This is a genomic window from Micromonospora sp. CA-248212 (genome assembly GCF_050948405.1).
GTDB lineage: Bacteria > Actinomycetota > Actinomycetes > Mycobacteriales > Micromonosporaceae > Micromonospora.
The window spans coordinates 39,214-63,218 of the sequence record NZ_CP192023.1 but is presented as its reverse complement, the minus strand read 5'-3'; the positions used below and the strand labels follow the sequence as shown (position 1 = coordinate 63,218).

General features: G+C 72.0%; 19 protein-coding genes. 5 read left to right on the top strand and 14 right to left on the bottom strand.

Going from position 1 to position 24,005, the window contains the following annotated elements; genetic code table 11:
- Positions 1-168 precede the first annotated feature (168 nt).
- The gene (locus ACQP03_RS00300; RefSeq protein WP_355048523.1) at positions 169-390 is read right to left on the bottom strand and encodes a DUF397 domain-containing protein; all 222 of its coding nucleotides are present in this window, start codon (positions 388-390) and stop codon (positions 169-171) included.
- A complete protein-coding gene (locus ACQP03_RS00295) occupies positions 360-1,235 on the bottom strand; it encodes a helix-turn-helix domain-containing protein (RefSeq protein WP_234584497.1) in 876 nt (291 codons plus the stop codon). Before ACQP03_RS00295 ends, ACQP03_RS00300 begins: the two co-directional genes overlap by 31 nt.
- Positions 1,236-1,858: 623 nt before the next feature.
- On the opposite strand from ACQP03_RS00295, the gene ACQP03_RS00290 reads away from it, so the two are divergent.
- Both ACQP03_RS00290 and ACQP03_RS00285 read left to right on the top strand, forming a co-directional pair.
- Positions 1,859-2,143 (top strand): hypothetical protein, encoded by a 285-nt coding sequence (locus tag ACQP03_RS00290; protein ID WP_355048524.1) that lies wholly within the window; start codon positions 1,859-1,861, stop codon positions 2,141-2,143.
- 98 nt (positions 2,144-2,241) lie between these two features.
- On the top strand, positions 2,242-2,685 hold the full coding sequence (locus tag ACQP03_RS00285; RefSeq protein WP_357129418.1) for a hypothetical protein: 444 nt from the start codon (positions 2,242-2,244) through the stop codon (positions 2,683-2,685).
- Between the two features lie 7 nt (positions 2,686-2,692).
- Here the strand turns inward: ACQP03_RS00285 and ACQP03_RS00280 are convergent, their stop codons facing one another.
- The gene (locus ACQP03_RS00280; RefSeq protein WP_357129415.1) at positions 2,693-3,499 is read right to left on the bottom strand and encodes a PASTA domain-containing protein; all 807 of its coding nucleotides are present in this window, start codon (positions 3,497-3,499) and stop codon (positions 2,693-2,695) included.
- A 124-nt stretch (positions 3,500-3,623) separates the two neighbouring features.
- On the bottom strand, positions 3,624-4,325 hold the full coding sequence (locus ACQP03_RS00275) for a PASTA domain-containing protein (protein ID WP_357129411.1): 702 nt from the start codon (positions 4,323-4,325) through the stop codon (positions 3,624-3,626).
- Positions 4,326-4,447: 122 nt separating this feature from the next.
- Between ACQP03_RS00275 and ACQP03_RS00270 the strand changes: the two genes are divergently transcribed.
- A complete protein-coding gene (locus ACQP03_RS00270) occupies positions 4,448-5,986 on the top strand; it encodes a hypothetical protein (protein ID WP_433459796.1) in 1,539 nt (512 codons plus the stop codon).
- 102 nt (positions 5,987-6,088) lie between these two features.
- On the opposite strand, the gene ACQP03_RS00265 is transcribed toward ACQP03_RS00270, so the two are convergent.
- Together ACQP03_RS00265 and ACQP03_RS00260 are read right to left on the bottom strand one after the other, a co-directional pair.
- The gene (locus ACQP03_RS00265) at positions 6,089-7,567 is read right to left on the bottom strand and encodes a glutamate--cysteine ligase (protein WP_357129405.1); all 1,479 of its coding nucleotides are present in this window, start codon (positions 7,565-7,567) and stop codon (positions 6,089-6,091) included.
- 283 nt (positions 7,568-7,850) lie between these two features.
- Positions 7,851-8,432 (bottom strand): YceI family protein, encoded by a 582-nt coding sequence (locus ACQP03_RS00260; protein ID WP_357129402.1) that lies wholly within the window; start codon positions 8,430-8,432, stop codon positions 7,851-7,853.
- A gap of 100 nt (positions 8,433-8,532) precedes the next feature.
- On the opposite strand from ACQP03_RS00260, the gene ACQP03_RS00255 reads away from it, so the two are divergent.
- Positions 8,533-9,033 carry a MarR family winged helix-turn-helix transcriptional regulator gene (locus tag ACQP03_RS00255; protein ID WP_355048531.1) on the top strand — a complete coding sequence of 167 codons (501 nt, stop codon included), beginning with the start codon at positions 8,533-8,535 and terminating at the stop codon, positions 9,031-9,033.
- Between the two features lie 241 nt (positions 9,034-9,274).
- Here the strand turns inward: ACQP03_RS00255 and ACQP03_RS00250 are convergent, their stop codons facing one another.
- From ACQP03_RS00250 to ACQP03_RS00240, 3 genes are all read right to left on the bottom strand, one after another.
- Positions 9,275-11,947, bottom strand: a complete 2,673-nt coding sequence (locus ACQP03_RS00250; protein WP_357129398.1) for an ATP-binding protein — start codon at positions 11,945-11,947, stop codon at positions 9,275-9,277.
- Between the two features lie 141 nt (positions 11,948-12,088).
- Entirely contained in the window at positions 12,089-13,237 is a 1,149-nt protein-coding gene (locus tag ACQP03_RS00245) for an acyl-CoA dehydrogenase family protein (protein ID WP_357392202.1), read from the bottom strand.
- Positions 13,238-13,351: 114 nt separating this feature from the next.
- Positions 13,352-14,884: an acyl-CoA carboxylase subunit beta gene (locus ACQP03_RS00240; protein WP_357129390.1), complete on the bottom strand. Its 1,533-nt coding sequence runs from the start codon at positions 14,882-14,884 to the stop codon at positions 13,352-13,354.
- Positions 14,885-15,047: 163 nt separating this feature from the next.
- On the opposite strand from ACQP03_RS00240, the gene ACQP03_RS00235 reads away from it, so the two are divergent.
- Complete coding sequence (locus ACQP03_RS00235; RefSeq protein WP_357129387.1) at positions 15,048-15,608, top strand: snapalysin family zinc-dependent metalloprotease; 561 nt, start codon at positions 15,048-15,050, stop codon at positions 15,606-15,608.
- A gap of 54 nt (positions 15,609-15,662) precedes the next feature.
- Here the strand turns inward: ACQP03_RS00235 and ACQP03_RS00230 are convergent, their stop codons facing one another.
- From ACQP03_RS00230 to ACQP03_RS00210, 5 genes are all read right to left on the bottom strand, one after another.
- Positions 15,663-16,583, bottom strand: coding sequence for a hydroxymethylglutaryl-CoA lyase (locus ACQP03_RS00230; protein WP_363660114.1), 921 nt, complete (start codon positions 16,581-16,583; stop codon positions 15,663-15,665).
- Between the two features lie 622 nt (positions 16,584-17,205).
- Positions 17,206-18,543 (bottom strand): acetyl-CoA carboxylase biotin carboxylase subunit, encoded by a 1,338-nt coding sequence (locus ACQP03_RS00225; RefSeq protein WP_357129381.1) that lies wholly within the window; start codon positions 18,541-18,543, stop codon positions 17,206-17,208.
- 71 nt (positions 18,544-18,614) lie between these two features.
- A complete protein-coding gene (locus ACQP03_RS00220; protein ID WP_355048539.1) occupies positions 18,615-19,214 on the bottom strand; it encodes a TetR/AcrR family transcriptional regulator in 600 nt (199 codons plus the stop codon).
- A 66-nt stretch (positions 19,215-19,280) separates the two neighbouring features.
- A complete protein-coding gene (locus tag ACQP03_RS00215) occupies positions 19,281-22,148 on the bottom strand; it encodes a hypothetical protein (RefSeq protein ID WP_433459790.1) in 2,868 nt (955 codons plus the stop codon).
- On the bottom strand, positions 22,145-23,938 hold the full coding sequence (locus tag ACQP03_RS00210) for an HSP90 family protein (protein ID WP_357171829.1): 1,794 nt from the start codon (positions 23,936-23,938) through the stop codon (positions 22,145-22,147). Before ACQP03_RS00210 ends, ACQP03_RS00215 begins: the two co-directional genes overlap by 4 nt.
- Positions 23,939-24,005 lie beyond the last annotated feature (67 nt).

The following is a 24,005-nucleotide window of genomic DNA, read 5'->3' as shown; positions in this document are numbered from 1 at the left end:
GTACGGCGGGGGCCATCGACCAACGCCGTACCGACGGGTTCAACGAGGCGGGCTCGCTGTGGCGACGGGAATCCCGGCGGAACCTCGCCGTGCCGGCCGCGAGGAGCGCGGACACGGAACGTCCCCGCCCGGTCGAGGACCGGACGGGGACGTTCATCGACCACTCGGTCAGGCCGAGCCCAACACACCACCCCTGGCTCCGGCAACGAAGGCACGCCAGTCGCCGGGAGCGAAGACCAGGGCCGGACCGGCCTTGTCCTTCGAATCCCGGACGCCGACCGCACCGGTCACGTACGCCACTTCCACGCAGTTGTCGCAGTTGGGCCCACTCTTCGAGCTCTTGAACCACGTCGCCTGCGTCAGGTCCACGGGGAACCTCTTGGTCGCCATTTCGGCTCCTCTGCCAGTTTTGCGATGTGTGCGACGGACTCCTCCGGACGAATGGCCGCAGCGCGGATGTGATCGAAGATGAAGCTGTACTTCTGCAGTTCGTCGCTTTTCTCGAGGAAAAGCCCACCCGTGGCGTTCTCCGCGTACACAACATCCGGATCACCGGGCTCAGGGAAGCTGAGGATCGTGAAGGTGCCGTCCATGCCGGCGTGCGCACCCACCTCGAAGGGGAGGATCTGGAGCGTCACGTTCGGCAACTCGGCCACCTCGACCAACCGCCTGAGTTGGCCGCGCATCACCTCGTCCCCGCCCACCGGCCGACTTACCACCGCCTCATCGAGCACCACCCACAGATCGACCGGATCGTCCTGGGTCAACAACGACTGACGGCCCAGACGGACACGCACCCTTTGATGTACCTGATCGGCCGTGAAGTCCGGACGGGCGGCGCGGATCATCGCCCCGGCGTACTCCTCGGTCTCCAACAGGCCGGGGACGACCTGCTGTTCGTACGCCCGGATGGAGCTGGCTGCCGCCTCCAGGCCGACGTACGCCCCGACCAGCACCGTGCTGTACGGGTGCCACCAGCCCTTCTGCCGCGCCTCGCGGGCGATCTGCACGAGCTCGTCGCTCTCGGCGCCCACGACGCCGTAGATCCGCAGCATGTCCCGCACGTCGCGCGGGGTGGCCGTGGTGTGGCCCGTCTCGATGCGGGAGACCTTGGACGCCGAGCACTCCAACTGCTCGGCCACCACCTCTATGGTGATCCCGGCCGACTCCCGCTGCCGGCGCAACTCCGCGCCGAGCCGTCGCCGTCGGATCGTCGGGCTGCGCCGTTCACTCATCGCGCGGCCTCGACACTTCTGTTTCTTGCCGCTGGTTGCTCGACCCCACTCTCGGGCTACCTCCGGTCGCCGCGCCACTGGTTGTCGCCTGCCGGGGGCGCGACCGTCGCCCGGCGAGCGTTCGCGACGAGGGATGGTGCCGGTCATCGGCCGGCCGCGACGGGCGAAACCGGCCCTCAGTGTGCCGCCCACACGCGGATCGCTTCAAGCGCCGCTTTGCGTGGCGAACTCACGTATCGGCAAAAGTCGACGTGCAACTTGCATGAAGCACGTCGCTGATGCACTCTGTCCGTATGGCTCGGATCACTCAGCGTTCCGGTCCGCTCTCCGGGAGTGGTGAACCCACCGACCCCGGGCAGCCGGACCGAACGCAGGCCCGGCCAGCGACACCCGGACCTGCGCCGGGGTAATGACCCCACCGCTGCAAGCCAGCTGACTGCGGCGGTGGGCGCGGTTCCCGGCAGCAGTCAGGTGATGGTCGGGTGGCGGCACGCCACCAGCGGGTACGGCCCGACCACCACCAGCACCAGACGGTCCACGAGGCGCGATCCCGCAACCGGGCCGAGACATCCCAGACCAGTCACCGCCGGCATGCCGCCGGCTTACCCTCCCCAGGAGCCCATGTGCTTCCCCGCTCCGGTGACGTTCTGCACGTGACTCGCGCGGCGAGTGTCCAGTTCCTCAGGCCGATCATGTTCCGGGTGATCCGGGTGCTCGACTGGCCGACCTACGACGGTTGGCTCTGGCTCGACGGCTACGAGCTCAACGCCGCCGGCGACGCCGTCAACCGCCGGTCGATCTTCGTACAGCGGGAAGGGCTGCAACAGGTGCAGGCCGCGCCGGTGCCCCGCCCGCACACCGTACGGACCCGGCGACCGGTTACCCGTACGCCGGTCAGAGTCGGCTGACCAGCGCGATCCGCCGCGGGTAGGCGTGCCGTCGCCATAGAATCGGTACGCCCACCCCGGCACCGTTCCACCCGCACGTCCAGGACCCTGAGCCTGGGATGGTCATGGTCAATCAGCCCGCCGTGCGGCGGCACCACCGCTGGAGTATCACCTACGCTCTCGGACTGCTCGCCCTCCTCGGGGCCCTGACCACCGTCGTGGTCCTGGTCCACGATCCGGCGTCGTCGTCCACCCGGCTGGCCGTTCCGGTACCGGCGCCGGAGATCACCGTGGCCGGCTCCGAGCCTCCCGAGGACGAGTACGGCTGGATCGGCGCCGACACCCCCGACGGGTACGCCGGGGCGGCGGCCGACGCGACCGGCCCGGCCACCGGTTCCGGCGCCGGCGGTCAGGCCGACGGTCAGCAGGCACTCGCCGGGACGACGTCGGGCGGCCACCACGGCACCGACGTACGCCGGTCGCTCTTCTGGTCCGGGATCTTCGGCCTCACCATCTCGCTCGCCGGCCTCGGCCTCGTCGGCACCCGCCGCCGTAGGTGGTGAGAACCGGTCACGGCGTGGCCGTCGCCGTCGGGCTCGGGCTGGTCGAGCTGCCGCCCGGCGACGGCCGGGCCTGGGAGATCACCACCAGCACCTCCTGGTCGGTCGGCACCAGGGTGCCGGCCTCCGGATCGGTCCGCACCACCGTGCCCGGCGGCAGCTCGGACGGGCGGTACACCACCCGGTAGCTCAGGCCCAGTCGCTCCAGCAGTCCTTCGGCGGTGGACTGCCCGAGGCCGGTCAGCGGCGGCACCGGTAGCTGCGCCCCCTCGGTGGTGGCCGCCGGGCTGCTCGGCGTCGCGCTGGTGGGCGCCGCCGACGTCGGGGCGCTGCTGGTCGGCGCGGCGGTGACGCTGGTCGGCGGGACGGACGGCGTGGCCGGGTCGTCGGGGTCGTCCTCCCGCGCGCTCAACACCACCCACAGGGCCGCGCCGAGAAGGGCGGCGAACAACAACGCGAGTACGCCCCAGAGGATCGGCAGCCACCACCGACGGCCGCCCTGCTCCTCCACGTACCAGTCCGCGGACGGCTCGGCCGGTCGAGGTGCCCGTACCTCGGCCCGCCCCGACCACGACGGTGGCGTCGACCGCTCGGCCGGCATCCGCGCCGTCCGATCCGCCGAAGACGCAGACGCGGCCCGGTCGATGGGCATCGTCTCGTCCGGCGACGCGCCACCGCCGGACGCGGCCCGGTCGATAGGCATCGTCTCGTCGGTCGACGCGGGCGGTTGCGGGCGGTCGCCGCCGGTGGGCGGCAGAGGGCGCGTGCGGTCGTCGTCCGGTGTCCCGGCGGGGGGCTCCTGGCGGTCGTCGCTCATCGCACGTCCCTTCCCGAACCGGGCGGGCGCCCTGGCCCTCGACGTCAACCTAACCGCCCAGGTCGACATCGGCCGGTATCGGTGGCACGAACCGCGTGCCGCCGGCGGGTCGGGGCCGCTCGGGTCAGGGGGTGGGCTTCGCGGTCGGCTGGCTCGGTGGGGCAGCCGCGCCGCACCAGATGCTGACCTCGTCGTTCCAGCGTGCCGGACCGTCCTCGGCCGGTTCCTGCCGACTGACCTTCCCACTGCGCCCGCTGCGGTAACTCGGGTAGAGCCCCTCCTCGACCAACTCTTCCGCTGCCTTGGCGCAGTCGTCGCCGACCACGTCCGGCACTTCGGCGGCCGGCGGTGGCCCGGCGATCTGCAGTTGAACCGTGGTACCCCGGGTCACCGGGGTGCCCACCGCCGGCGAGGCGCTCTCCACCCTGCGTCCGGTGCCGACGCCGAAGACCAGCCGCCAACCCAACCGCTGTTCGCGCAGCATCTCGCGCGCCTGGAGGAAGTCGGTCCCGACCACCGGGGGCACGGTCAGCCCGGTCCCCTTCGTCGCGGAGGCGGTCGTGCGGGGAGCGGACGGGGTGGTCCGGCCGGTGGTCGGTCGAGACGAGGTGGCCTCCTCGGTCGGTGTACCTGCCGTGGTGGCGACCGCCTGCGGGGTCCCCGGAGACTCGTCGTCCTCGCCGGCCAGCAGCCAACCGCCGGTCGCGCCGACCACGGCGAGGAGCACCGCGACCAGTCCGCCACCGAGCAACACGCCAGCTCGGCGGCCGTCACCGCCGTCCCGGCCACCGGAGGATTCCTGCCGACCCGTGTTCGCGTCCGTCATACCGTCCACCGCCTCATCACCGGCGACCGTACCGTTCGCCGCCCACCACGTTGTGCCGACGGTCCGTACCGGCGGGTCGCCGCGACTCGCCGCACCGACGACGGGACGTTACGCTGCCCGGCATGGCCAGACGGGGCTGGGGAGTATCGATCGCGACGGCGGTCGGGGTCGCTGCCGGCGCGGGCGCCGCGCAACTGGGCTTCGGCTACGGGCTCGGCGTCATCACCTGGACGCCCACCGAGGCCGGGGCCAACGGCACGGCCTGGGCCGACGGCCTCGCCTGGGCCACCTGGCTCGCCGCCAGCTCCACTGTGCTGGGAGCTGTCTGCGCGCAGCGACTGCACCAGCGTGCGACGCCCACGCCCACGCCGACGACCGGCGCCGCAGCGGCGGACGAGGCTGACCTGCCGCAGTCGCCGGCGCTCACGCCGGGCCAACCGACCTGGGCCGAGGGCGCCGACGTGCCGCAGGATCGGCCGGTCATCGATCCGGCCGAACCGGTGACCGTCGAGCACCCCGGTCTGCTCCGCCGGCTGTCCCTGGCGCTCGGTGCCGGGCTCGGTGGACTGGTCACCGTACTGCTGGTCGCCGTACCGGCGCGGGTCGCCGCAGGCGCCGACACCGGCGCGCCGCAGCGGGTCGCGGCCCTGCACGCGGCGCTGGGAATCCTGATCGGCGTCCTCGTCGCGCTCTGGGCGCTGCGCTCCCGCACGGTCGCGGTGAACATCACCGCGACGGCCGCCTGGCTGTGGCTGCTCGCCGTGGTCTCGGTCATCGACGGTGTACGCGTCGGACGCGGGCTGACCGGTGCCCAACTCGGCACCTGGCAGCTCGACCCGGACCACGGGCGGTACTGGATCGGGGGCCAGATCTACTGGCCGGGCGCGCTGCTGGCACTCGTACCCGCGCTTCTGATCGGTGCCCTCGCCGCCCGCGGCGCCGCGCGTCCGGGCGGACACCGGGTGGGCGCGGCGGCCTCCGGTGCGGCCGGCCCGCTGCTCGTCGCGCTCGCCTACCTGACCACCGTGCCGAGGTGGGCGACCCCCGGCCCGGCACAGTTCTCGACCCAGCTCATCGCCCCGTACGCGGTGATCGCCGGGGTCGGCGGCTCGATACTGGTCGCCCGGCTCGCCGAGAGGGCCGGCCACCGACGGGCCGCCGACCGCCGTCCGACCGCCCCGGCCGCCGGTCCGGACGCCGCCTCGACGGGTGGGTCGGCGAACCCCAAGCTGACATCGGGCGACGTGTCCGACCCGACGTCGACCGCTCCGACCGGCCAACGCGAACCGGCGTCGGCCCCTCCGGCCGGCTCACCCGGCTCGACGTCGGCCCCTCCGGCGGACTTCACCCGGGCCGGAGGGCTCCCGACCGATCGGACGACGCCCACGAGAGAGGGCGTGGCGGACGCCGGGCGACCCGGACGCCGCGCCCGCTCGGTGACCGACGCCGCAGCCGGCACGGCAACCCGACGCGGCAGGACGCCGTCGGCACCGACAAGCCCGCGCGGGGACCAGCCCGCCGACGCGACCACCACCGCACCCCGCGTCCCGGCCCCACGCCCCAACCCCGACGCCGCGCCCCCAACCGACGCCCCAACCAACGCCCCAACCAACGCCCCAACCGCGCCCCGAGCCCGCCCACCCCGACGCCCCACCACCTGACCCCACCGCCATCCACCTGTTGATCAAGAGGTTTGCGTCATCAGCGGCGCGATTTCTGACGCGAACCTCTTGATCAACCAGGCCCGGGGTGGGGTGGGGTGGTTACTGGACGGGCCAGGTGTGGACTGGTTCGTTGGTGCGTTGGAGTTCCGCGTAGCGCTTGACCATGTGGTGCAGGGCTGCCGGGCGGTCCATGCCGTGGTGGTGCTCCGCCGCCCAGACCGCCTCGGTCTGCCAGACGGAGCCGTTGCGACCGGTACGGCAGCGCTGCTCGATGATGCCGAGCAGCCGGTCCCGTTGCGCCGGCGCGACGCCGAAGCCGTCCAGTCCGGTCGCGGCGACGGGCAGCAACTGATCGAGTACGAGCTTGGTGACCGGCACGTCACCGACCCCGGGCCAGTGCAGCACGGCGTCCAGACCACGGCGGGCCGCCGAGTGGAAGTTCTCCTCGGCTGAGGAGAAGGTGAGCTGACTCCAGATCGGCCGGTCGGCCTCGGCCAGGCCGCGGACCAGTCCGAAGTAGAAGGCCGCGTTGGCCAGCATGTCCACCACGGTGGGACCGGCGGGCAGCACCCGGTTCTCCACCCGCAGGTGCGGGCGGCCGTTCATGATGTCGTAGACCGGGCGGTTCCAGCGGTAGACCGTGCCGTTGTGCAGCCGCAGCTCGCTGAGTTGGGGCACCCCGCCGGCGTGCAGCACCTCCACGGGGTCCTCGTCCTCGCAGATCGGCAGCAGTGGTGGGAAGTACCGGACGTTCTCCTCGAACAAGTCGAAGATCGAGGTGATCCACCGCTCGCCGAACCAGACCCGGGGGCGTACGCCCTGGGCCTTGAGTTCCTCCGGACGAGTGTCGGTGGCCTGCTTGAACAGGGCGATCCGGGTCTCGGCCCAGAGTTGGCGGCCGTAGAGGAAGGGCGAGTTCGCCCCGACCGCCACCTGCACTCCGGCGATGGCCTGGGACGCGTTCCAGTAGTCGGCGAAGCTGTCCGGCGCGACCTGGAGGTGGAACTGGAGACTCGTGCAGGCCGCCTCGGGGGCGATCGAGTCGGTGTGCGTCCGCAACTGCTCGACGCCACGGATGTCGAGTTCGATGGCCTCGCCTCGGGCGCCGACGATCTGGTCGTTGAGGACCCGGTAGCGCTCGTTGGTGGAGAGGTTGTCCTCGACCAGGTGCCCCTCGGTGAGGGTGGGCAGGATGCCGACCAGGACGATCTTCGCGTCGGACCTGGCGGCGCGCTCGTCGGCCCGGGAGAGGCTGCTACGCAGGTCGTGCTCGTAGTCGGCGAAACCGGCGCCCTCGATCAGCCGGGGCTCGGCGTTCAACTCCAGGTTGAACTGCCCCAGCTCGGTCTGGAAGAGCGGATCGGCGATCTCGGCGAGGATCTCCTCGTTGCGCATCGCCGGCTCGGCCGCCGAGTCGACCAGATTCAGCTCGATCTCGAGGCCGGTCATCGGCCGGTCGGCGTCGAACCCGAAGTCGTCGAGCATCAGGGCGAAGACGTCGAGGCACCGCCGGACCTTCTGCCGGTAGCGGACGCGGTCCTCCCGGGTGAAGGCGCCCTGCGAGACGTCCCTGCCCATGTGTCCTCCCGACAACCCGCGCGGTCGGGATTCTGCCGTCCCGGAAGCGCATTGTGAACCATCAACGGTAAGAGCGCTCGCCTGGCCGGGGCCAGAGGCCGACGACGGTGATCCGACGACGGCCGAGTGGATTCGCTCGTGGCGCCATCTCTACCCCGTCGCCAGCATGCCGGACCTCGCGGGGGCAAGAACAAGTCGTGACAATTCACACGCGCCCGGCACGGACGACACCGGGCCCGCGCCGACGTGCGGCGCGGGCCCGGTGTACGGGTGATCCGTGGGATCAGGCCTGGCGGACGGCCTCGCCCTCGATCTCGATCTTGATCTTCTTGCCGACCAGCACGCCGCCGGTCTCCAGGGCGACGTTCCAGGTCAGACCGAACTCCTCGCGGTCGATCTCGGTGCTCGCGGAGAAGCCAAAGATGTCCTGGCCAAACGGGCTGCGACCCACGCCCTCGAACTCGACCTCCAGCTCGACCGGACGGGTGACGCCCTTGACGGTCAGCTCACCGTCGAGCACGAACTCGTTGCCCTTGCGGGACTTGACGCCGGTGCTGCGGAACTCCAGGGTCGGGTACTGCTCCGCGTCGAGGAACTCGGGGCTGCGCAGGTGCGCGTCCCGGTCGTCCTGGGTGGTGTCGATGCTGGCGGCCTGGATGGTCGCGACGACCGAGGACTGCAGCGGGTCCTCGCTGACGGTGATGGTGGCGGTCGCCTCGTTGAACTCACCGCGGACCTTGCTCACCATCATGTGCCGGGCGACGAAGCCGACCCGCTTGTGCGCCGCGTCCAGCACGTAGGTGCCGGCCGCCGGGATGGTGAGACCGTCCCAGTCGCGGGTAACCGCGTCGATGCTGCTGGTCATGACTGGTGTCCTCCAGAGGATTGTTTAGTAGCCCAACGACTGCTTCAGCAAATATAACCGCAACAACATTCCCCGTGTCAAGGACTGGTAGGATTAACGAGTGACCAACGTGTTCGACGACCCCCGGATCACCGCGGTTGGCCTCCTGTACGAGGCCCACGCCGGGCTCTCAGCCCGGTTCGCCGCCCAACTCGAGGAGCACGGCCTCTCCCAGGTCGAGTTCGAGGTGATCACCCGACTGGCCCGCTCGCCCGGCAACCAGCTACGGATGACCGACCTCGCCGCACAGACCTCACTGTCCACCAGCGGCGTGACCCGGGTGGTGGACCGGATGGAACGCGACGGACTGCTCACCCGTCGAGCATGCCCGAACGACCGCCGTAGCTCGTATGCGGTGGTCACCGCGTCCGGAATGCAGCGGCTCGACGAGACACTGCCCGGGCACCTGCGGATCATCGAACAGTGGTTCACCGGCCAACTCGAACCCGAGGCCCTGGCGGCACTGCTCGACGGCCTGCGGCGGGTGCGGGACGCGGTCCATCCTGGCGCGACCGCCGGCAGTACCGAGCAGGAGACGGCCGACGACTGCGACCCGACCTGACCGTCGGCCCGCAAGATGGGCTTCCGGGCGGTACCGGCAGAAGGACCGGCAGAACTGACCCCAAAGACCGGACAAACCTCTTGAAAAACACCTTCTTCCCCGGCAACGGTGGCAGGCTTTCGCCCACCGGGGAATCACCGGGGGGTGACGGCGCGGGCGAACAGCGAGGGGTAGCACCAAGGGGGCTCTTCGCCCGCGCCACTCTCCATCCGGCGGTCCATCGACGCCGACCGGCCACCGCTCACCGTTCGGTGGCTCCACCCCGGGCGGCGATCAGCGCGTAGAGCAGCCCGGACTCCTGCGGCAGCAGTCGGATCCCGGTTTCCTCGCAGACCTGGTCCAGACGATCGAGGACCGTCGGGTCTCCGGTGCTCGCGGCGAGGCCCACCAGCGCCTCCACGACGTCCCGGCGATCGTGACCGGCCTCGACGGCGGCCGCGAACCACTCGGCCGCCAACTCCCGATCACCCCGGTGCAGCGCCAGGTTCCCCTCGATCAGCGCGCAGATCCCCGCCTCCGGTCCGCTCCACGACAACACGCTGTCGTCCGACCGTGGTCGCGGCAGTCCGACCCGCTCCAACCACTGCCGCCCCGGCACGGCGACGGTCGCCTCGGCACCGCCGGCGCGCAGCTCGGTGAGCACCTCGGTCGCCTCGGCGGCACGGCCGTCCTGAGCCAGCGCCAGACCGACCGTGCCGAGCACCCGACGGCGATGTCCCGGGTCGCCCAGCTCGAACAACGCCGCCACCGCACGCCGCCCCTGGTCGACGGCGTCGGCGTACCGGCCCTCGAGGCGGGACACCTCGGCCCGGTTGGCCCAGGCCAGCACGCGCAACCGCTGCTCACCCCCCTCGGCCGCGAGCCGGTCCACGGCGGCCAGCCGCCGGCGTGCCGCCGCCAGGTCGCCGACGCGGATCTCGTGCCAGGCAAGGCTGTTCTGCGCCACCGCCAGATCACGCGTACGACCGTTGCGGGCGGCGAGCCGGAGCACCGCCTCGGCCTGATCCCGCGCCTCGTCGTGCCCGCCGACGGTGGTCAGCAGAGCACCGAGCACCCCGCGCGCCTCCAACTCGCCGGTCACGTCGCCCGAGTGTCGGAAGATCTCCAACGCGGCGCGTGCCGTGGGTAACTCTTCTGCCTCGGCACCGTGTTCGGCCGCGAGCCGTGCCATCCCGAGGCTGGCCCAGCCGCGCAGGATCGGGTCCGCGTCGGCGGTTCGCGGGTCGGCCAGCAGACGTCGCAGCCACTGCCGCCCGGCGACGTCCCGGCCCCGGAACCGCCACCAGCGGGGGAGGCAGGCGGCGAGCCGGAGCGCGGTCAGGGGGTCATCGGTGGCCGCGTGGGCGAGCGCGGAGCTGATATCGCTGCTCAGCTGGTCGAGCCGGTGCACCGCGTCGAGCATCCGTGGGCCGGCCAGGTCGGCGGCGGTCCGCGCCACGAGGCGGGCGGTCACCTCCGCGTGCCGACGCCGTACGCAGGTCAGCTCACCACCGCCGACCGCCTGCTCCACGGCGAAGTCACGGACCGCGTCGAGCAGGCGGAACCGGAACGGCCCGGTGCCGCGAACGCTCAGCAGGCCCAGCTCGACCAGGCGGTCCAGCACCGGGACCGGATCGATGGCGACGGTTCCGTCCCGGTCGGCCTCGTCGGCGAGCATCTCCTCGGCCATCTCCACCGACCACCGGTTGCCAAACATGGCGAGTCGCCGCAGCGCGTCGCGCTCGTGCGGCGCGAGCAGGCGGTAGCTGGTCGCCACCGCGTCCCGCAGGGTCACCGCCACCGCCGCCCGGGTGGCATCGGTGGCGTACGGACGGCGGGCGGCCGACTCCGGCCCGTCCCACCGGGCACGGGTCTCCTCGGTCGAGGTGGTCAGGTCGAGGACCCGGTCGCCGTACCGGTCGAGCAGTTCGGTGAGGTCGAGCAGCCGCCCCCGGGCGGCCATCAGCTCGATGGCCAGTGGCAGGCCACCCAGCCGGCGGACCAGGGCGGCCAGTGCTGGTAGCTCGTCGGGGCCGGGCGGTTCCCGACGGACCTGGGCGAGCCGTGCGATGAACAGCGCGACCGCTGGCCACGAGACGAGCGTGGCCGGACCGGATTGTTCGCCGTCCGGCGGTGGCACCTCGAGCGGGGCGACCGGCCAGACCCGTTCGCCGGGTAGCCCGACCGGATGCCGGCCGGTGACCAGCACCCGCAGCGACGGCAGTACGGTGCCCAACCGGTGCAGTGTCTCGGCCACCGGGCCGGGGGCGCGCTCGACGGCGTCCATGACCAGCAGCGCCCGCCGGCCGGCGAGGCGGGCGACCAGTTCCGGTAACCGGGCGGCGCCGAGGACGGTCATCGAGGCCGCGAGGACGTCCGGCCCGTCCGAACCCTCGCCGACCAGCACGCCGGCCACACCGCCCGGATGCGCCCGTGCCGCCGCGTGGGCCACGGCGAGCGCGAGCGCGGTCTTGCCGACCCCGGCCAGGCCGACGAGGCTGATCAGCCGTGGTCCGTGTTCCGCGGTCAGCATCGCGGCCAACTCGGTGACATCGCGATCGCGTCCGATCAGGGCGACCGGCGGCGGAAGGGCGACCGGCGCGTCGACTCGGGTGGCTTGCGCCGACGCGACGCCGACCGCGCCCGGGCCGACATCCGACGGCGGCTCGCCGCCGACAGGGCCACGGGCCGTGGCCAGGAATGCCGCCCGGACGGCACCGGTCAACCCCAACGCCGTGGCGAGCAGATCGACGGTGGTGCGCTGTGGCCGGACCGACCGGCCACGCTCCAGGTCCCGCACCGTCCGCACACCGACTCGGGCACGGGACGCCAGTTCCGCCTGGGTCAGACCGGCGGCGCGCCGGTGCGCACGGAGCAGCTCCGGCAGCCCGGTACGACCGGCCGGGCTCCGCGACCACCCATGATCCGGAGTCATGGGCACGAAGAGTACGGTTCGCCTCCGACCATCGGCAGTCGAACGTCGTCCTGCCGACGTCCGCTCGCCGATAATCCGACAGCCGAGGGGTCGATCGACGGGGAGTGGTCGGTAACCCCCGAGATCGCCCGAGGGGTGGGATCAGAGGCCCAGATCGCGGGCGATGATCATGCGTTGCACCTCGCTGGTGCCCTCACCGATCTCCAGGATCTTGGAGTCCCGCCAGAACCGGGCGACCGGGTACTCGTTCATGAATCCGTAGCCGCCGTGGATCTGGGTGGCCTCCCGGGCGTTGTCCACCGCGATCGTGCTCGCGTGCAGCTTCGCGATGGCGGCCTGCCGCTTGAACGGCTCGCCGGCAAGCATCCGGGCGGCGGCGTCGTAGTAGGCCAGGCGGGCGGTGTGCGCCTTCAGCTCCATGTCCGCGATCTTGAACTGGATGGCCTGGTTGTCACCGATCGGCCGGCCGAAGGCGTGCCGCTCCTTGGCGTACTTGATGGACTCGTCGACGCAGCCCTGGGCGAGGCCGACAGCCAACGCGGCGATCGCGATCCGGCCCTCGTCGAGGATCCGCAGAAACTGTGCGAAGCCCCGTCCGCGCGCACCGAGCAGGTTGGCCGCCGGCACCCGGCAGTCGTCGAAGGTCAGCTCGTGGGTGTCCGAGGCGGTCCAACCGACCTTGGAGTAACCCGGAGCCACCGTGAATCCGGGCGTGCCGGTGGGCACGATGATCGTCGACAGCTCCTTGGAGCCGTCCGGTTTGGTGCCGGTCACCGCCGTGACGGTCACCATGGCCGTGATGTCGGTGCCCGAGTTGGTGATGAACGCCTTCGCGCCGTTGATCACCCACTCGTCGCCGTCCAGCACGGCCCGCGTCTGGGTGCCGCCGGCGTCGGAACCGGTGCCCGGCTCGGTGAGGCCGAAGCCGGCCAGGGCCTCCCCGCTGAGCAGCCGGGGCAGCCAGGTCGCCTTCTGCTCCTCGGTGCCGAAGCGGTAGATCGGCATCGCGCCGAGCGAGACGGCCGCCTCCAACGTGATAGCCACGCTGGAGTCGACCCGGGCCAACTCCTCCAGGGCCAGGCACAGCGCGAAGTAGTCGCCGCCCATCCCGCCGTGCTCCTCGTCGAAGGGCAGGCCGAACAGGCCCATCTTGCCCATCTGCCGGATCACCTCGTACGGGAAGGTGTGCCGCTCGTAGTGCTCGGCGATCACCGGGGCAACCACCTCGCGGGCGAAGTCCCGCACGCTCTCCCGCAGCGCCGCTTGTTCGTCGGTGAGCCGGAAGTCCATCTCGATCCTCCTACTGGGCGGGCCGCCCGGCGCTCGTGACGCGGAAGCGGCTGAAGCGTTAGGAAGGGCCCCCTCCTATACCCCAGGCGTTAAGTAGGGGCCCTTCCTTGCGGGTCAGACGGGGGTGACGCCGTGGCGGCGTCGGGAGAAGGTGCGGTCCTTGGTGCGGGCCGCCGCGAACCGGCGGACCAGCTCGTCGCGCAGGTCGTGCGGCTCGACGATGGCGTCCACCACCAGCTCGCTGGCGAGCCGGACGACGTCGATGTCCTGCTCGTACTCGGCCCGTTTGGCGGCCACGAAGGCGGCCCGCTCGTCCGCGTCCTCGATCGCCGCGATCTTGTTGGCGTAGACGGCGTTCACGGCGGCCTCGGCGCCCATCACCGCGATCTTGGCGCTGGGCAGCGCGATCGTCGCGTCCGGCTCGAAGCCGGGGCCGGCCATCGCGTACAGGCCCGCGCCGTACGCCTTGCGGACGACCACGCAGATCTTCGGCACGGTCGCCTCGGAGATCGCGGTGATCATCTTGGCGCCGTGCCGGATGATGCCCTGCTTCTCCACCGCGCTGCCGACCATGAAGCCGGGCACGTCACTGAGGAACAGCAGCGGCACGTTGAACGCGTCGCAGAGCTGCACGAACCGGGTGGCTTTGTCGGCCGAGTCGACGAAGAGCACGCCGCCCTTGAACATCGAGTTGTTGCCGAGCACGCCGACGACCTGGCCGTCGAGGCGGCCGAAGCCGATGGTCAGCTCCTTGGCCCACAGTGCCTGGATCTCGAAGAAGGAACCCTCGTCGAGCAGGCCCTTGACGTACCGTCGCATGTCGAACGCCTGCCGCTCGCTGGCCGGCACCAGCGCGGCCAGGTCGGCCTTCGCGGGCGCGGCGACCGCCGGCGCGGCCGGCGGCGCCTGGGTCCAGTTCGCCGGCAGGTACGACAGGTAGGTCTTCACCACGTCGAGCGCGTCGGCCTCGGTCTTGCAGAGGAAGTGCCCGACGCCGGACTCGGCGGTGTGCACCTTGGCCCCGCCCATCGCCTCCAGGGTGGTCTTCTCCCCGGTGACCATCTCGACCATCCGGTCGGACCCGAGATACATGCTGGCGTTGCCGTCGACCATCGCCACCACGTCGCAGAACGCCGGGATGTACGCCCCTCCGGCGGCGCTCGGGCCGAACAGCGCGCAGACCTGCGGGATCGAGCCGGAGGCGCGGACCTGGTTCCAGAAGATCTTGCCGGCCCCACGGCGGCCGGGGAAGAGGTCGACCTGGTCGGTGATCCGGGCGCCGGCCGAGTCGACCAGGTAGACCATCGGGACGCCGGCCCCGTAGGCCCGCTCGATGATCCGGATGATCTTCTCGACGGTACGGGCGCCCCAACTGCCGGCCTTCACGGTGGAGTCGTTGGCCATCAGGCAGACCTGCCGGCCGTCGATCGTGGCGGTGCCGGTGACCACGCCGTCGGCCGGCAGGCCGTCGGCGAGCGCGTTGGCGTAGAGGCCGTCCTCGACGAAGGAGCCCTCGTCGACGAGGAGCGCGACGCGTTCGCGGGCGAAGAGCTTGCCCTTGGCCTCGTTGGCCGCGTGGTACTTGTCCGCGCCGCCGGACCGGGCCCGCTTGCGCAGTTGTTCCAGCGCCTCACCGTCGAGCGTCACGCCGACTCCCTCGCCCGTGCTGACCTGAACGATCGTTAGGCTATCGCATCCGCGCACCCTCCGGCGACCCATGCCGCACCGACGCTCCTTCGAACGAAACATTGAAATCTATTAATCTCTGTGGATAGGCTCCTGGCACCCCCTCCCGGATAAGGAGTCAGCGATGACCTCACGACTCAGTCGGCTCGCCGTCGCGTTGGTCGCGACGGCAGGTGCCACGCTCGGCGTCACGGTCGCCAACCCCGCGCCCGCGTCCGCCGCGATGACCATCTGCTACAACACCAGCCAGGCAGGCGCCTACGCGGGCACCGCCAACCAGGCCGCCTCGATCTGGAACAACGCCACCGTCAACCTGACGCTCTCCGCGAACTGCGGCTCCAACCTGCGGATCTACCAGATCACCGGCGGCGGCTCGTACGCCGTGCGGACCAGCCTCGGCAACGGCCGGGTCTACATCGACACCCAGCAGGCGGCGCAGTACAGCCCGCTGCGGATCATGACCCACGAGATCGGGCACATCCTCGGTCTGCCGGACAACTACAACGGCAACTGCGCGATCCTGATGTCCGGCGGCAGCGCCGGCACCAGCTGCACCAACCCGTACCCGAGCAGCGCCGAGGCGAACCGGGTGAGCAACCTGTTCGCCGGTACGTTCAGCGCGACCGACCGCAGCGCGGACATCTTCCGCGACAGCTGGCCGTCGGCGCTCACCACGGTGGGCTGACCGAACCGCGCACCACGAAGGGGCCGGCAGTGCGCCGGCCCCTTCCGCGCGTTCTCAGCTCGGCATCGGCGTCAGTCGCGTACGCGGGCCGGCCCGCAGCACACCGGACGGCAGCGTCTTGCCGAGCAGTTCCTCGGCCAACTCGGCCACCTCGATCAGGGCGTCCAGGTCGATGCCGGTGTCGATGCCCATGTCGTGCAGCATGTGCACCGCCTCCTCCGTCGCCAGGTTGCCACTCGCACCCGGCGCATACGGGCAGCCACCGAGACCGCCGACGCTCGCGTCGAACTCGGTCACCCCCAGCTCCAGCGCGGTCAGCAGGTTGGCCAGCGCCGTACCCCGGGTGTTGTGGAAGTGCAGCAGCACCGGCACGTGCGCGTTGCGGCCGCGTACCGCGGTCAGCAGCTCACGGACCCGACGCGGCGTGCCCATGCCGGTCGTGTCGCCGAAGGCCACCCGGTCCGCGCCGTCGCGGACGACCCGGTCGACGATGCCGGCGACACGGCGCGGGTCGACGTCCCCCTCGTACGGGCACCCGAAGCTGGTCGCCACGATCACCTCGACCCGCGCGGAGGCCCCGTGCAGAAGGTCGATCAGCTCGGCGATGTCGTCCAGCGACTCGTCGGTCGAGCGGTTGACGTTGCGGCGGTTGTGCGTGTCGCTGGCCGACACCACCACCTCGATCTCGGTGAAGCCGGCGGCCAGGGCCCGCTGAGCGCCCCGGGTGTTCGGCACCAGCGCCGAATACCGCACCCCGTCGACCTTCGCCGCCCGCCGCCACACCTCGTCGGCGTCGGCCATCTGCGGAATCGCCCTGGGGTGCACGAACGACACCGCCTCGATCCGGCGTACGCCGGTGGCGGAGAGCGCGTCGAGCAGTCGCACCTTGGCGTCGGCGGGGATGGGCTCTTCGTTCTGCAATCCGTCCCGCGGCCCAACCTCACGGATCGACACGGAGTTTGGCAGTTCCGCCATGGGGTCACCTCACTGTCTGCCCTGGTGGGGCAACGGTAGCGGCATCGGCCCGGATAACCGCCAGCGCCGAGAACGGTACGGACACGGTGTGCGATGGCTCTCCGCCGAGGTGGGCCGTCCAGCCAGCACCGGACCACCCTTCGGCGGATGAATCAGGCCAGAAGGATGCCATCACCGGCGGCGGCATGGAACTGCGGGCGGTCGGGTGGCTACGTTGGTGCCGGCGGGACGGCGGGGCCAGCCATCGGCTCGACCCCACCGTCTGGACGCCTCCGGTGGTCAGCGCTGCGACGGTCCTTCCAAGAGCTCCGCAGCGCATCGGAGTGCGGTCGAGAGGGCGCCGGCGCACGCGCGCCCGGCACTTCCGGGCCAGCGGCCCGGTACCGGGCAGCCACCGTGCACCGAGGCTGGACACCGGCGGTCCCGGCCTCCCCGGCCAGAGCCGAGGCGAGCCACCCCGCCTGACCAACCAACCCTGGCACAAGACCGACAACCCCGACAACCTCCTCAGGTGCCGCTGACAGGCCCTCGCCAGCCGCGTCGATCAAGAGGTTTGCGTCAAAATTCCGGCCACGGATGACGCAAACCTCTTGATCAACTGCAGGTAGCGGATCGGAACAGGTCAGCGCATGCGGGGGACGATTCCTGTGTCGTAGGCGCCGGAGCGGAACTCCTCGTTGCCCAGCAGCTCGGCGAAGAACGGGACGTTGTTCTTCGGGCCCTCGATCTGGAAGGCGGCCACCGCTTCCTGCGCGCGTTCTAGCACCTCGTCGCGGGTCGCGCCGGTGACGATCAGCTTGGCCAGCAGGCTGTCGTAGAACGGCGTGACCGTGTTGCCCCCGGTGTAGCCGGAGTCCACCCGGACACCCTCGCCGGTCGGTTCCACCCACGTCCGGATCACGCCGGGGCCGGGCAGGAACCGCTTCGGGTCCTCGGCGTTGATCCGCATCTCGATGGCGTGCCCGCTCGGCGCGAGCGCGTCCGGGTCGAACGTCGGCGCCAGCCCGGACGCCACCCGCAACTGCTCCTCGACCAGGTCGATCCCGTAGACGTACTCGGTCACCGGGTGTTCCACCTGAAGGCGCGTGTTCATCTCGAGGAAGAAAAACTCCCCGGAAGTGGGGTCCAACAGGCATTCCACCGTGCCCGCGTTGCGGTAACCCACGGCCTCGCCGGCCCGGACGGCCGCCGCCAGGAGGCGCGCTCGCAGTTCCGGCGAGACCGCCGGCGACGGGGATTCCTCGACGAGCTTCTGGTTGCGTCGCTGCACCGAGCACTCCCGCTCGCCGAGCGCCACCACCCGACCGTCGGCCAGGCCGAGGATCTGCACCTCGACGTGCCGCACCCGGGGGAAGTACCGCTCGATCAGCACCGATCCGTCACCGAACATCCGCTCGGCGAAGGCGCGCACCTTGTCGTACTCGGTGCGCAACGCGGCCTCGTCGACGGCCACGCCCATGCCCATGCCGCCGCCACCGGCGGCGGCCTTGACCATCACCGGGTAGCCGATCTCGGCGGCGGCCGTCACGGCCGCGTCCAGGTCAGCGGCCGGATCGGTGGTGCCGGGCGCGACCGGCACGCCGGCCGCCGCCATCAGGTTCCGCGCATTGATCTTGTCGCCCATCGCGCTGATCGCGTCCGCGCCGGGTCCGACCCAGACCAGCCCGCTGGCCTCGACGGTACGAGCGAACTCCGCGTTCTCCGACAGGAAGCCGTAGCCGGGGTGGATGGCCTGCGCGCCGGTCGACTTGGCGGCGGCGAGGATCGCCTCGACGTTGCGGTAGCTCTGCGCCGGATTCGGCGGGCCGATGAGGACCGCCTCGTCCGCCTCGGTGACGAACGGCAGGTCGGCGTCCGCCTCCGAGTACACCGCGATCGCGCGGATGCCGAGCCGCTTGGCGGTCCGGATGACCCGGCGGGCGATCTCGCCCCGATTGGCGACCAGCAGTGACTCGATCATGTTTCCTCCCGGCGTCCGGATGTTGGGACGATGTCAGGGAATCATGACCGGCGTACTTCTGACGAGTCGGCTCAGGCGAGCAGCGCGGCCAGGGTCGCTCCACGCAACAGCTCGGCCCGACGTCGGCGGTCCACCTCGCCGCCGAGGAACGGAGTCGAGTTCATCAGGCCGAACGCCGCGTGCGCGAGCACCCGAGCCTCGCCGTCGGGCATGCCCGGGTGCAGCGCCGTGAGCACCGTCACCCACTCCTCGACGTACATCCGTTGCAGCCGGCGGATCCGTCGCCGCGGCTCCTCCGGCAGGCGGTCCAACTCGTGCAGGTGCAGCGCGATCACGGCCGGGTTGGCCAGCGCGAACTCGACGTGGAAGTCGATCAGGGACTCCAGCACGCCGCGCGGGTCGTCCGGGTGCCCGGCGGCGCGTTCCCGCCCGCCGGCCAGCAGCCCCTCGCTGACCGGAATCAGCGCCGCGGCCAGCATCGCCTCCTTGCCGGCGAAGTGGTGATAGAGCGCCGGACCGGTCACCCCGGCTGCCGCGCCGATGTCGTCCATCGACACGCCGTGGTAGCCGCGGGCGGCGAACAGACCGACCGCGATCTCCAGGATCTCGTCCTTGCGGGACCGGCGCCGGCCCGTACCCGCCGCCCCCCGTGCCTGCTGCTCCACCGTCACCGGGCAAGCGTAGACCGCGAGCCGGACACCGTGGGGCGACGGATACCGGTCGGCGGCCCGCAGCGGTCAGTCGTCCGGGTCGAGGTCGTGCTCCTGTCGCAGGGCGGCCGCCTCGGCGGGCCGGTCGAGCAGGTCCAACGCGCGGGCCAGCAACCACGCGGTCTGGCGGACCGGCCGCGATCCGGCCGGCAACCCACCGAGTACGCGCCGCAACAGCGGCTCCGCCTCGACCGGCCGGTCCAGTCGGAGCAGCAGCTCACCCACGAGGACCTCCACCTGGGCCGCCTCACCGAACGCCTCGATCGACCGCAGTCGGTCGGGCACCCCGGCGAGCCGTGCCAGCGCCTCGTCCGCCCGGCCCTCCCCGGTCAGCACCCGCGCGCCCGTCTCGGCCATCATCGCCAGCTCGTACGTCACCGGTGGCGGCGGCTCCGGCTGCCCGGCCAACACCGCCGCCAACCCGTCCGCCAGTTCGACGACCCGGACCGCCTCCGGCAGGTTGTCGGACCAGAACCAGGCGTACGCCTCCCGGCGACGGGCGCGCAGCTCGTCCAACGGCAGATCGGCGAGCCGGTACGCCGTGGCGGCGGCGGTGAACCGCTCGGCGGCCGCGGCGTCCCGGTCGGCGTCGTACAGGATCCCGCCGGCCTCCTCCAGCACCTGGGCCCGGATGGGCAGGTTGTCCGGGCCGTCCAGGTTGACGGACAACTGCTCCAGCAGAGCCAACGCGGGGTCGATCTCGCCGAGCCCGCCGTACACCCCGGCCAGCAGGTGCCGGCAGCGGTCGGCCTCCGCCTGGGCGCCCAGGCGGTCCAGGCCGAGCACGGCCTCCTCGGCGACCTCGGCCGCCTCGGCGAGCCGACCCACCACCCGGTACGCGTTCGCCAGCTCCCAGCGCAGGAACGCGTCCCCCTCGGCGTCACGCTCCACGCAGAGCGTCACCGCCTCGACGAAGTCGTCCACCGCGTCGGCGGCCCGGCCGGCGGAGAGCAGTGCCCGCGCGCGGGCGACCCGGACGGGCAGCTCCGCGTCCCCCGGCGCCACCCGCAGCGCCTCGTCGCAGGCGGCCACCGCCTCCGCCGGATCGTCGACGGTCCGGGCGCAGGCCAGGCAGGCGGCCGTGATCAGCTCGTCGACGCCCAGCTCACGGGCCATCCGGCGGGCCTGGACGGCGGCGGCAAGGGCCTCGTCGACGCGGTCGGACCCCTCCAGCAGATGTGCCCGGTGCAGCGCGATCCGGGCCGCCAGGTGCTCATCGCCACCGGCGTCGGCAGGTATCCGGGAAAGGGCCGCCAGGGCGTCCGCCCAGCGTTGCCGGTGCAGCAGCGCCAACGCCAGCCGGTCGTAACCGGCGGCGCGCTGCCGGGGGTCACCGAGTCGATCCAGCGCCTCGGCGGCCTCCCGGGCCAACGTCAGCCCCTCCTCGGCGTGCTCGTCGGCGCGGGTCAGCAGCACACCCAGCCGCCCCGCGACCACCTGGGCGGGCAGCTCCTCACCCGCCGAGCGGTACAGGTCCAACGCCGCCCGGTTCAGCTCGACCGCACCCTCGACGTCGTCCTCGTCGCCCCGCTCGGCCGCCCGCAGCGCCAGTCGGTGCGCGACCGTACGCGGTGGCAGGTCGGCGGCGTCGAACCGGTCGTCGTACGCGGCCAGCGCCGCCCGGAAGGTGGCCCGGTCGTGCTGGCCCCAGCTCTTCTCGGCGACGGTCAGCAGCTCGTCGGCGTCGGCGGGTAGAGCCACGGTGGACACCTCGACGGGAGCCCGGCCGGGCCGTTCGGACGCGGGCGTCGCACCGCCGGCCAGCGCGTCCCCACCGGTTCGGGCCGAACGGCGACGAACGCTCGCGGACAGCGGCAGGTGCTCACCACCGGGTCGTACGGCGAGCCGACGGGCGATCCACTCCGACTGGTGGGTGGTGCCGTTGCGGGCGTCGAAGCGGGCGGCCAGCTCGGTCGCCCTGTCGGCCAGCTCGGCGGCCAGCGCCGACGCCGGCACCTCGGCCGCCGGCCGCCCCTCGGCGGCCCGCCGGTACACGGTGGCGAGACCGGCCTGGCGCAGCGCGGCGGCGGCGGTCGCCGCGAAGTGCATGGCGGCGGCCGGCGACGGCGGTCGGTCCAGCCAGTCCAGGTGCCGCTCGACCAGCTCGACCGCCCGCGCCTCGTTGCCGGTGAGCGTGCAGAACTCGACGTGGTCGCCGATGTCCCACAGGTCCGCGAGGCTGCCGCGCAGCTTGCGGTACGCCTCACGGTGCGCGTCGCGCGCCGACTCACCCCGACCGGTGCGCAGGTACGGCAGCAGAAGCGCCGTGAGGATCGCCTGCGGCTGCTCGGTGCACGTGAGCCGGCCGGCGAGCACCGGCTCGGCGAGGGCCACCGCCTCGGCGTCCCGACCGGTGGCGGCGAGGTAGCCCACCTGGCTCGTCGGGTCACAACCCGCACAGTCGGACAGTTCGTCACGGGGCGTCGTCTGCCACAGCCGGTACCAGTGCGCGGCCGCCTCGGCGTCACCCACGTGGTCGGCGACCCGGAACCGGTGCTTGTGGACGGTCTGCAGGCTGTGCCCGCCGGCCCGGTAGTGCCGCTCCATGTCGTCGAGCACGGCGTACGTGCGGTCCAGTGGCACCTCGGGGAACTCCAGCAGACCCGACACCATGTACTTGAAGTGCCACAGCATCTGGTGCAGGTGCTGCTGGTGGTAGGGCTGCGGGTCTCGGTCGAACTCGGACAGGCACCAGGAGAACGTGACGAACGACTTCGCCGGCTCGCCTCCGTAGACGTACCCGGTCGTCGCCTGCATCCGGGTCACATAGGCGAGGTGCCGGTCGTCGGTGACGTCCACCCGGCGCAGCAACTGCTCCAGCGCGGCAATCTGCCCCGCCCCGTACGGCATGTCGGCGATGCCGCGCAGCACCCGCCACAGGTCCTCGTCGCTCATGCCTGCTCCCGTCCCGGTACGGCCCGGCCGAGCAGGCCGAGGAAGGCGTCGTTCAGCAGCGCGGCGTCGGCCGCGCGGACCGGGTGGTGCCCGAGCAGCAGCGCCTGCCCGTACAGCGCCTCGACGGCGAGCCCGACCAGCTCCGGGTCGCCCAGCATCGTGACCCGCCGCACCAGCGGGTTGCGGTGGTTGAGCACCAGTTGCGGGCGGTCCGGTGGGGCGGTGGCGGCAAGCGCGTCGAGCACCCCACCCCACAGCTCGTCGGCCCGGTCGCGGCTGGCGGCGAGCTGTTCGTTGAATGCCGCCGACCGGCTCACCAGGTAGAGCGCGGGCAGCGAGACCGGGTCGTACGCCCGGATGACCACCTCGCAGCCGGAACGCTCGACGGCCCGCTGCGCGGCGGTGAGGAACGGCCGCAGCGCCAGTTCCACGGAGGGGTCGAGGGCCTCGAACCGGGTGGTGAGGTCACTCGGCTCGAGCCGTTCGATCAGCACCGAGCGGTCCACCGCCGGCAGCCGCTCGATCAGCTCGGTGTCGTACGTGTAACCGGCGTTGACGACGGCCAGGTCCTGCGCGGCGGCCACCGCGGCGAGCTGGCGGAACTCGTCGAGGCTGGCCGCGTAGCGGACCACCCCGTGGCGTTCCCGGAACTCGGCGAGGGTGAGCGTGCCGACGTTGGTGTCCATCGGCCACCACCTGTCGACCAGCCGGAGCATGTCGTCGTCGTGCAGGGCCAGCGCCTTCACGCCGAGGTGGTGCACCTGGAGGAACTGGGCCAACCGGTGCGGGTCGTGTCGCGACAGCCGGACCAGCCAGCCACGTACCTGGTCGCCGAGCGCCTCCCGGGTCGCGGTCAGCAGGGTGTCCTCGTACAGGGCCTCCCGGCTGGCCGTCGGACGCAACTCGGTCGCGTCGACGACGCAGTGCGCGAAGAACGCCCAGTCCGGCAGCAGGCCGTCGGCGTTCTCGGTGAGCAGCATCCGCTTGAGGTAGACGCGGTGCCCGGCACGGGCCACCGGGTTCACCGGGGTCGGCAGGATGACGGCGACACCGGTCAGCCCGGCCTCGGGGACGCTCAGCGGCAGCACGTCGAACGGGTCCACCCCGAGCGTGTCGCGGGCGTACGCGATCAGCGCCGCCCGGTCGACCGGCGTGCCCGGCGTCGTCGGCCAGGGCGGTTCACCGACGGTGGTGACCACGTCGCCGACCCGGACGGTGACCGGCAGCAACGCGCCGAAGAGCCGCGCCAGGTCGACGACGGTCGGGGTGCTGAACCACTGGTCGGCATCACGGCGGGGCACCAGCGTCACGGTGGTGCCCACGTCGGCGCGGGCCTCCTCCGGCGGCGCGACCGTCACCGCGTACCGGCCGTCGGCGTATCCGGTCCACCGGACGGTGGGATCGTCGCCGTGGCGGGTGAGCACCTGGATCTCGTCGGCCACCAGGAAGCAGGAGAGCAGGCCGATGCCGAACTGGCCGAGGAACTCGTGCCGGGAGAAGCCCAACTCGTCACGCTTGGAGCTGCGGCCGATGGTCGCCAGCAGCTCGTGTACCTGCGCCTCGGTCAGGCCCACGCCGGTGTCGTGCACCCGGAGGGTGCCGTCTCCGGTGATCTCCGGGGGTTCGATCCGGACCAGCGCCGGCGCGTCCGGCTCGGTGGCACGCCGGGCGGTGATCGCGTCCACGGCGTTCTGGAGCAGCTCTCGGACGTAGACCCGAGGGCTGCCGTAGAGGTGATGGCTGAGCAGGTCGACCACGCCACGCAGGTCGACCTGGAAGGTGTGGTCCACGCCTGTGTTCTCCCCGGTCCCGATGCCGGCGCTCACCGTACCCAAGATCACCGGCGGCCCGCGTCCC

Excerpts from the sequence above, each read along its gene's own strand:
- ACQP03_RS00300 (WP_355048523.1), bottom strand. The coding sequence starts at position 390 with ATGGCGACCAAGAGGTTCCCCGTGGACCTGACGCAGGCGACGTGGTTC.
- ACQP03_RS00295 (WP_234584497.1), bottom strand. The coding sequence starts at position 1,235 with ATGAGTGAACGGCGCAGCCCGACGATCCGACGGCGACGGCTCGGCGCG.
- ACQP03_RS00285 (WP_357129418.1), top strand. The coding sequence starts at position 2,242 with ATGGTCATGGTCAATCAGCCCGCCGTGCGGCGGCACCACCGCTGGAGT.
- ACQP03_RS00280 (WP_357129415.1), bottom strand. The coding sequence starts at position 3,499 with ATGAGCGACGACCGCCAGGAGCCCCCCGCCGGGACACCGGACGACGAC.
- ACQP03_RS00275 (WP_357129411.1), bottom strand. The coding sequence starts at position 4,325 with ATGACGGACGCGAACACGGGTCGGCAGGAATCCTCCGGTGGCCGGGAC.
- ACQP03_RS00270 (WP_433459796.1), top strand. The coding sequence starts at position 4,448 with ATGGCCAGACGGGGCTGGGGAGTATCGATCGCGACGGCGGTCGGGGTC.
- ACQP03_RS00265 (WP_357129405.1), bottom strand. The coding sequence starts at position 7,567 with ATGGGCAGGGACGTCTCGCAGGGCGCCTTCACCCGGGAGGACCGCGTC.
- ACQP03_RS00260 (WP_357129402.1), bottom strand. The coding sequence starts at position 8,432 with ATGACCAGCAGCATCGACGCGGTTACCCGCGACTGGGACGGTCTCACC.
- ACQP03_RS00250 (WP_357129398.1), bottom strand. The coding sequence starts at position 11,947 with ATGACTCCGGATCATGGGTGGTCGCGGAGCCCGGCCGGTCGTACCGGG.
- ACQP03_RS00245 (WP_357392202.1), bottom strand. The coding sequence starts at position 13,237 with ATGGACTTCCGGCTCACCGACGAACAAGCGGCGCTGCGGGAGAGCGTG.
- ACQP03_RS00235 (WP_357129387.1), top strand. The coding sequence starts at position 15,048 with ATGACCTCACGACTCAGTCGGCTCGCCGTCGCGTTGGTCGCGACGGCA.
- ACQP03_RS00230 (WP_363660114.1), bottom strand. The coding sequence starts at position 16,583 with ATGGCGGAACTGCCAAACTCCGTGTCGATCCGTGAGGTTGGGCCGCGG.
- ACQP03_RS00225 (WP_357129381.1), bottom strand. The coding sequence starts at position 18,543 with ATGATCGAGTCACTGCTGGTCGCCAATCGGGGCGAGATCGCCCGCCGG.
- ACQP03_RS00215 (WP_433459790.1), bottom strand. The coding sequence starts at position 22,148 with ATGAGCGACGAGGACCTGTGGCGGGTGCTGCGCGGCATCGCCGACATG.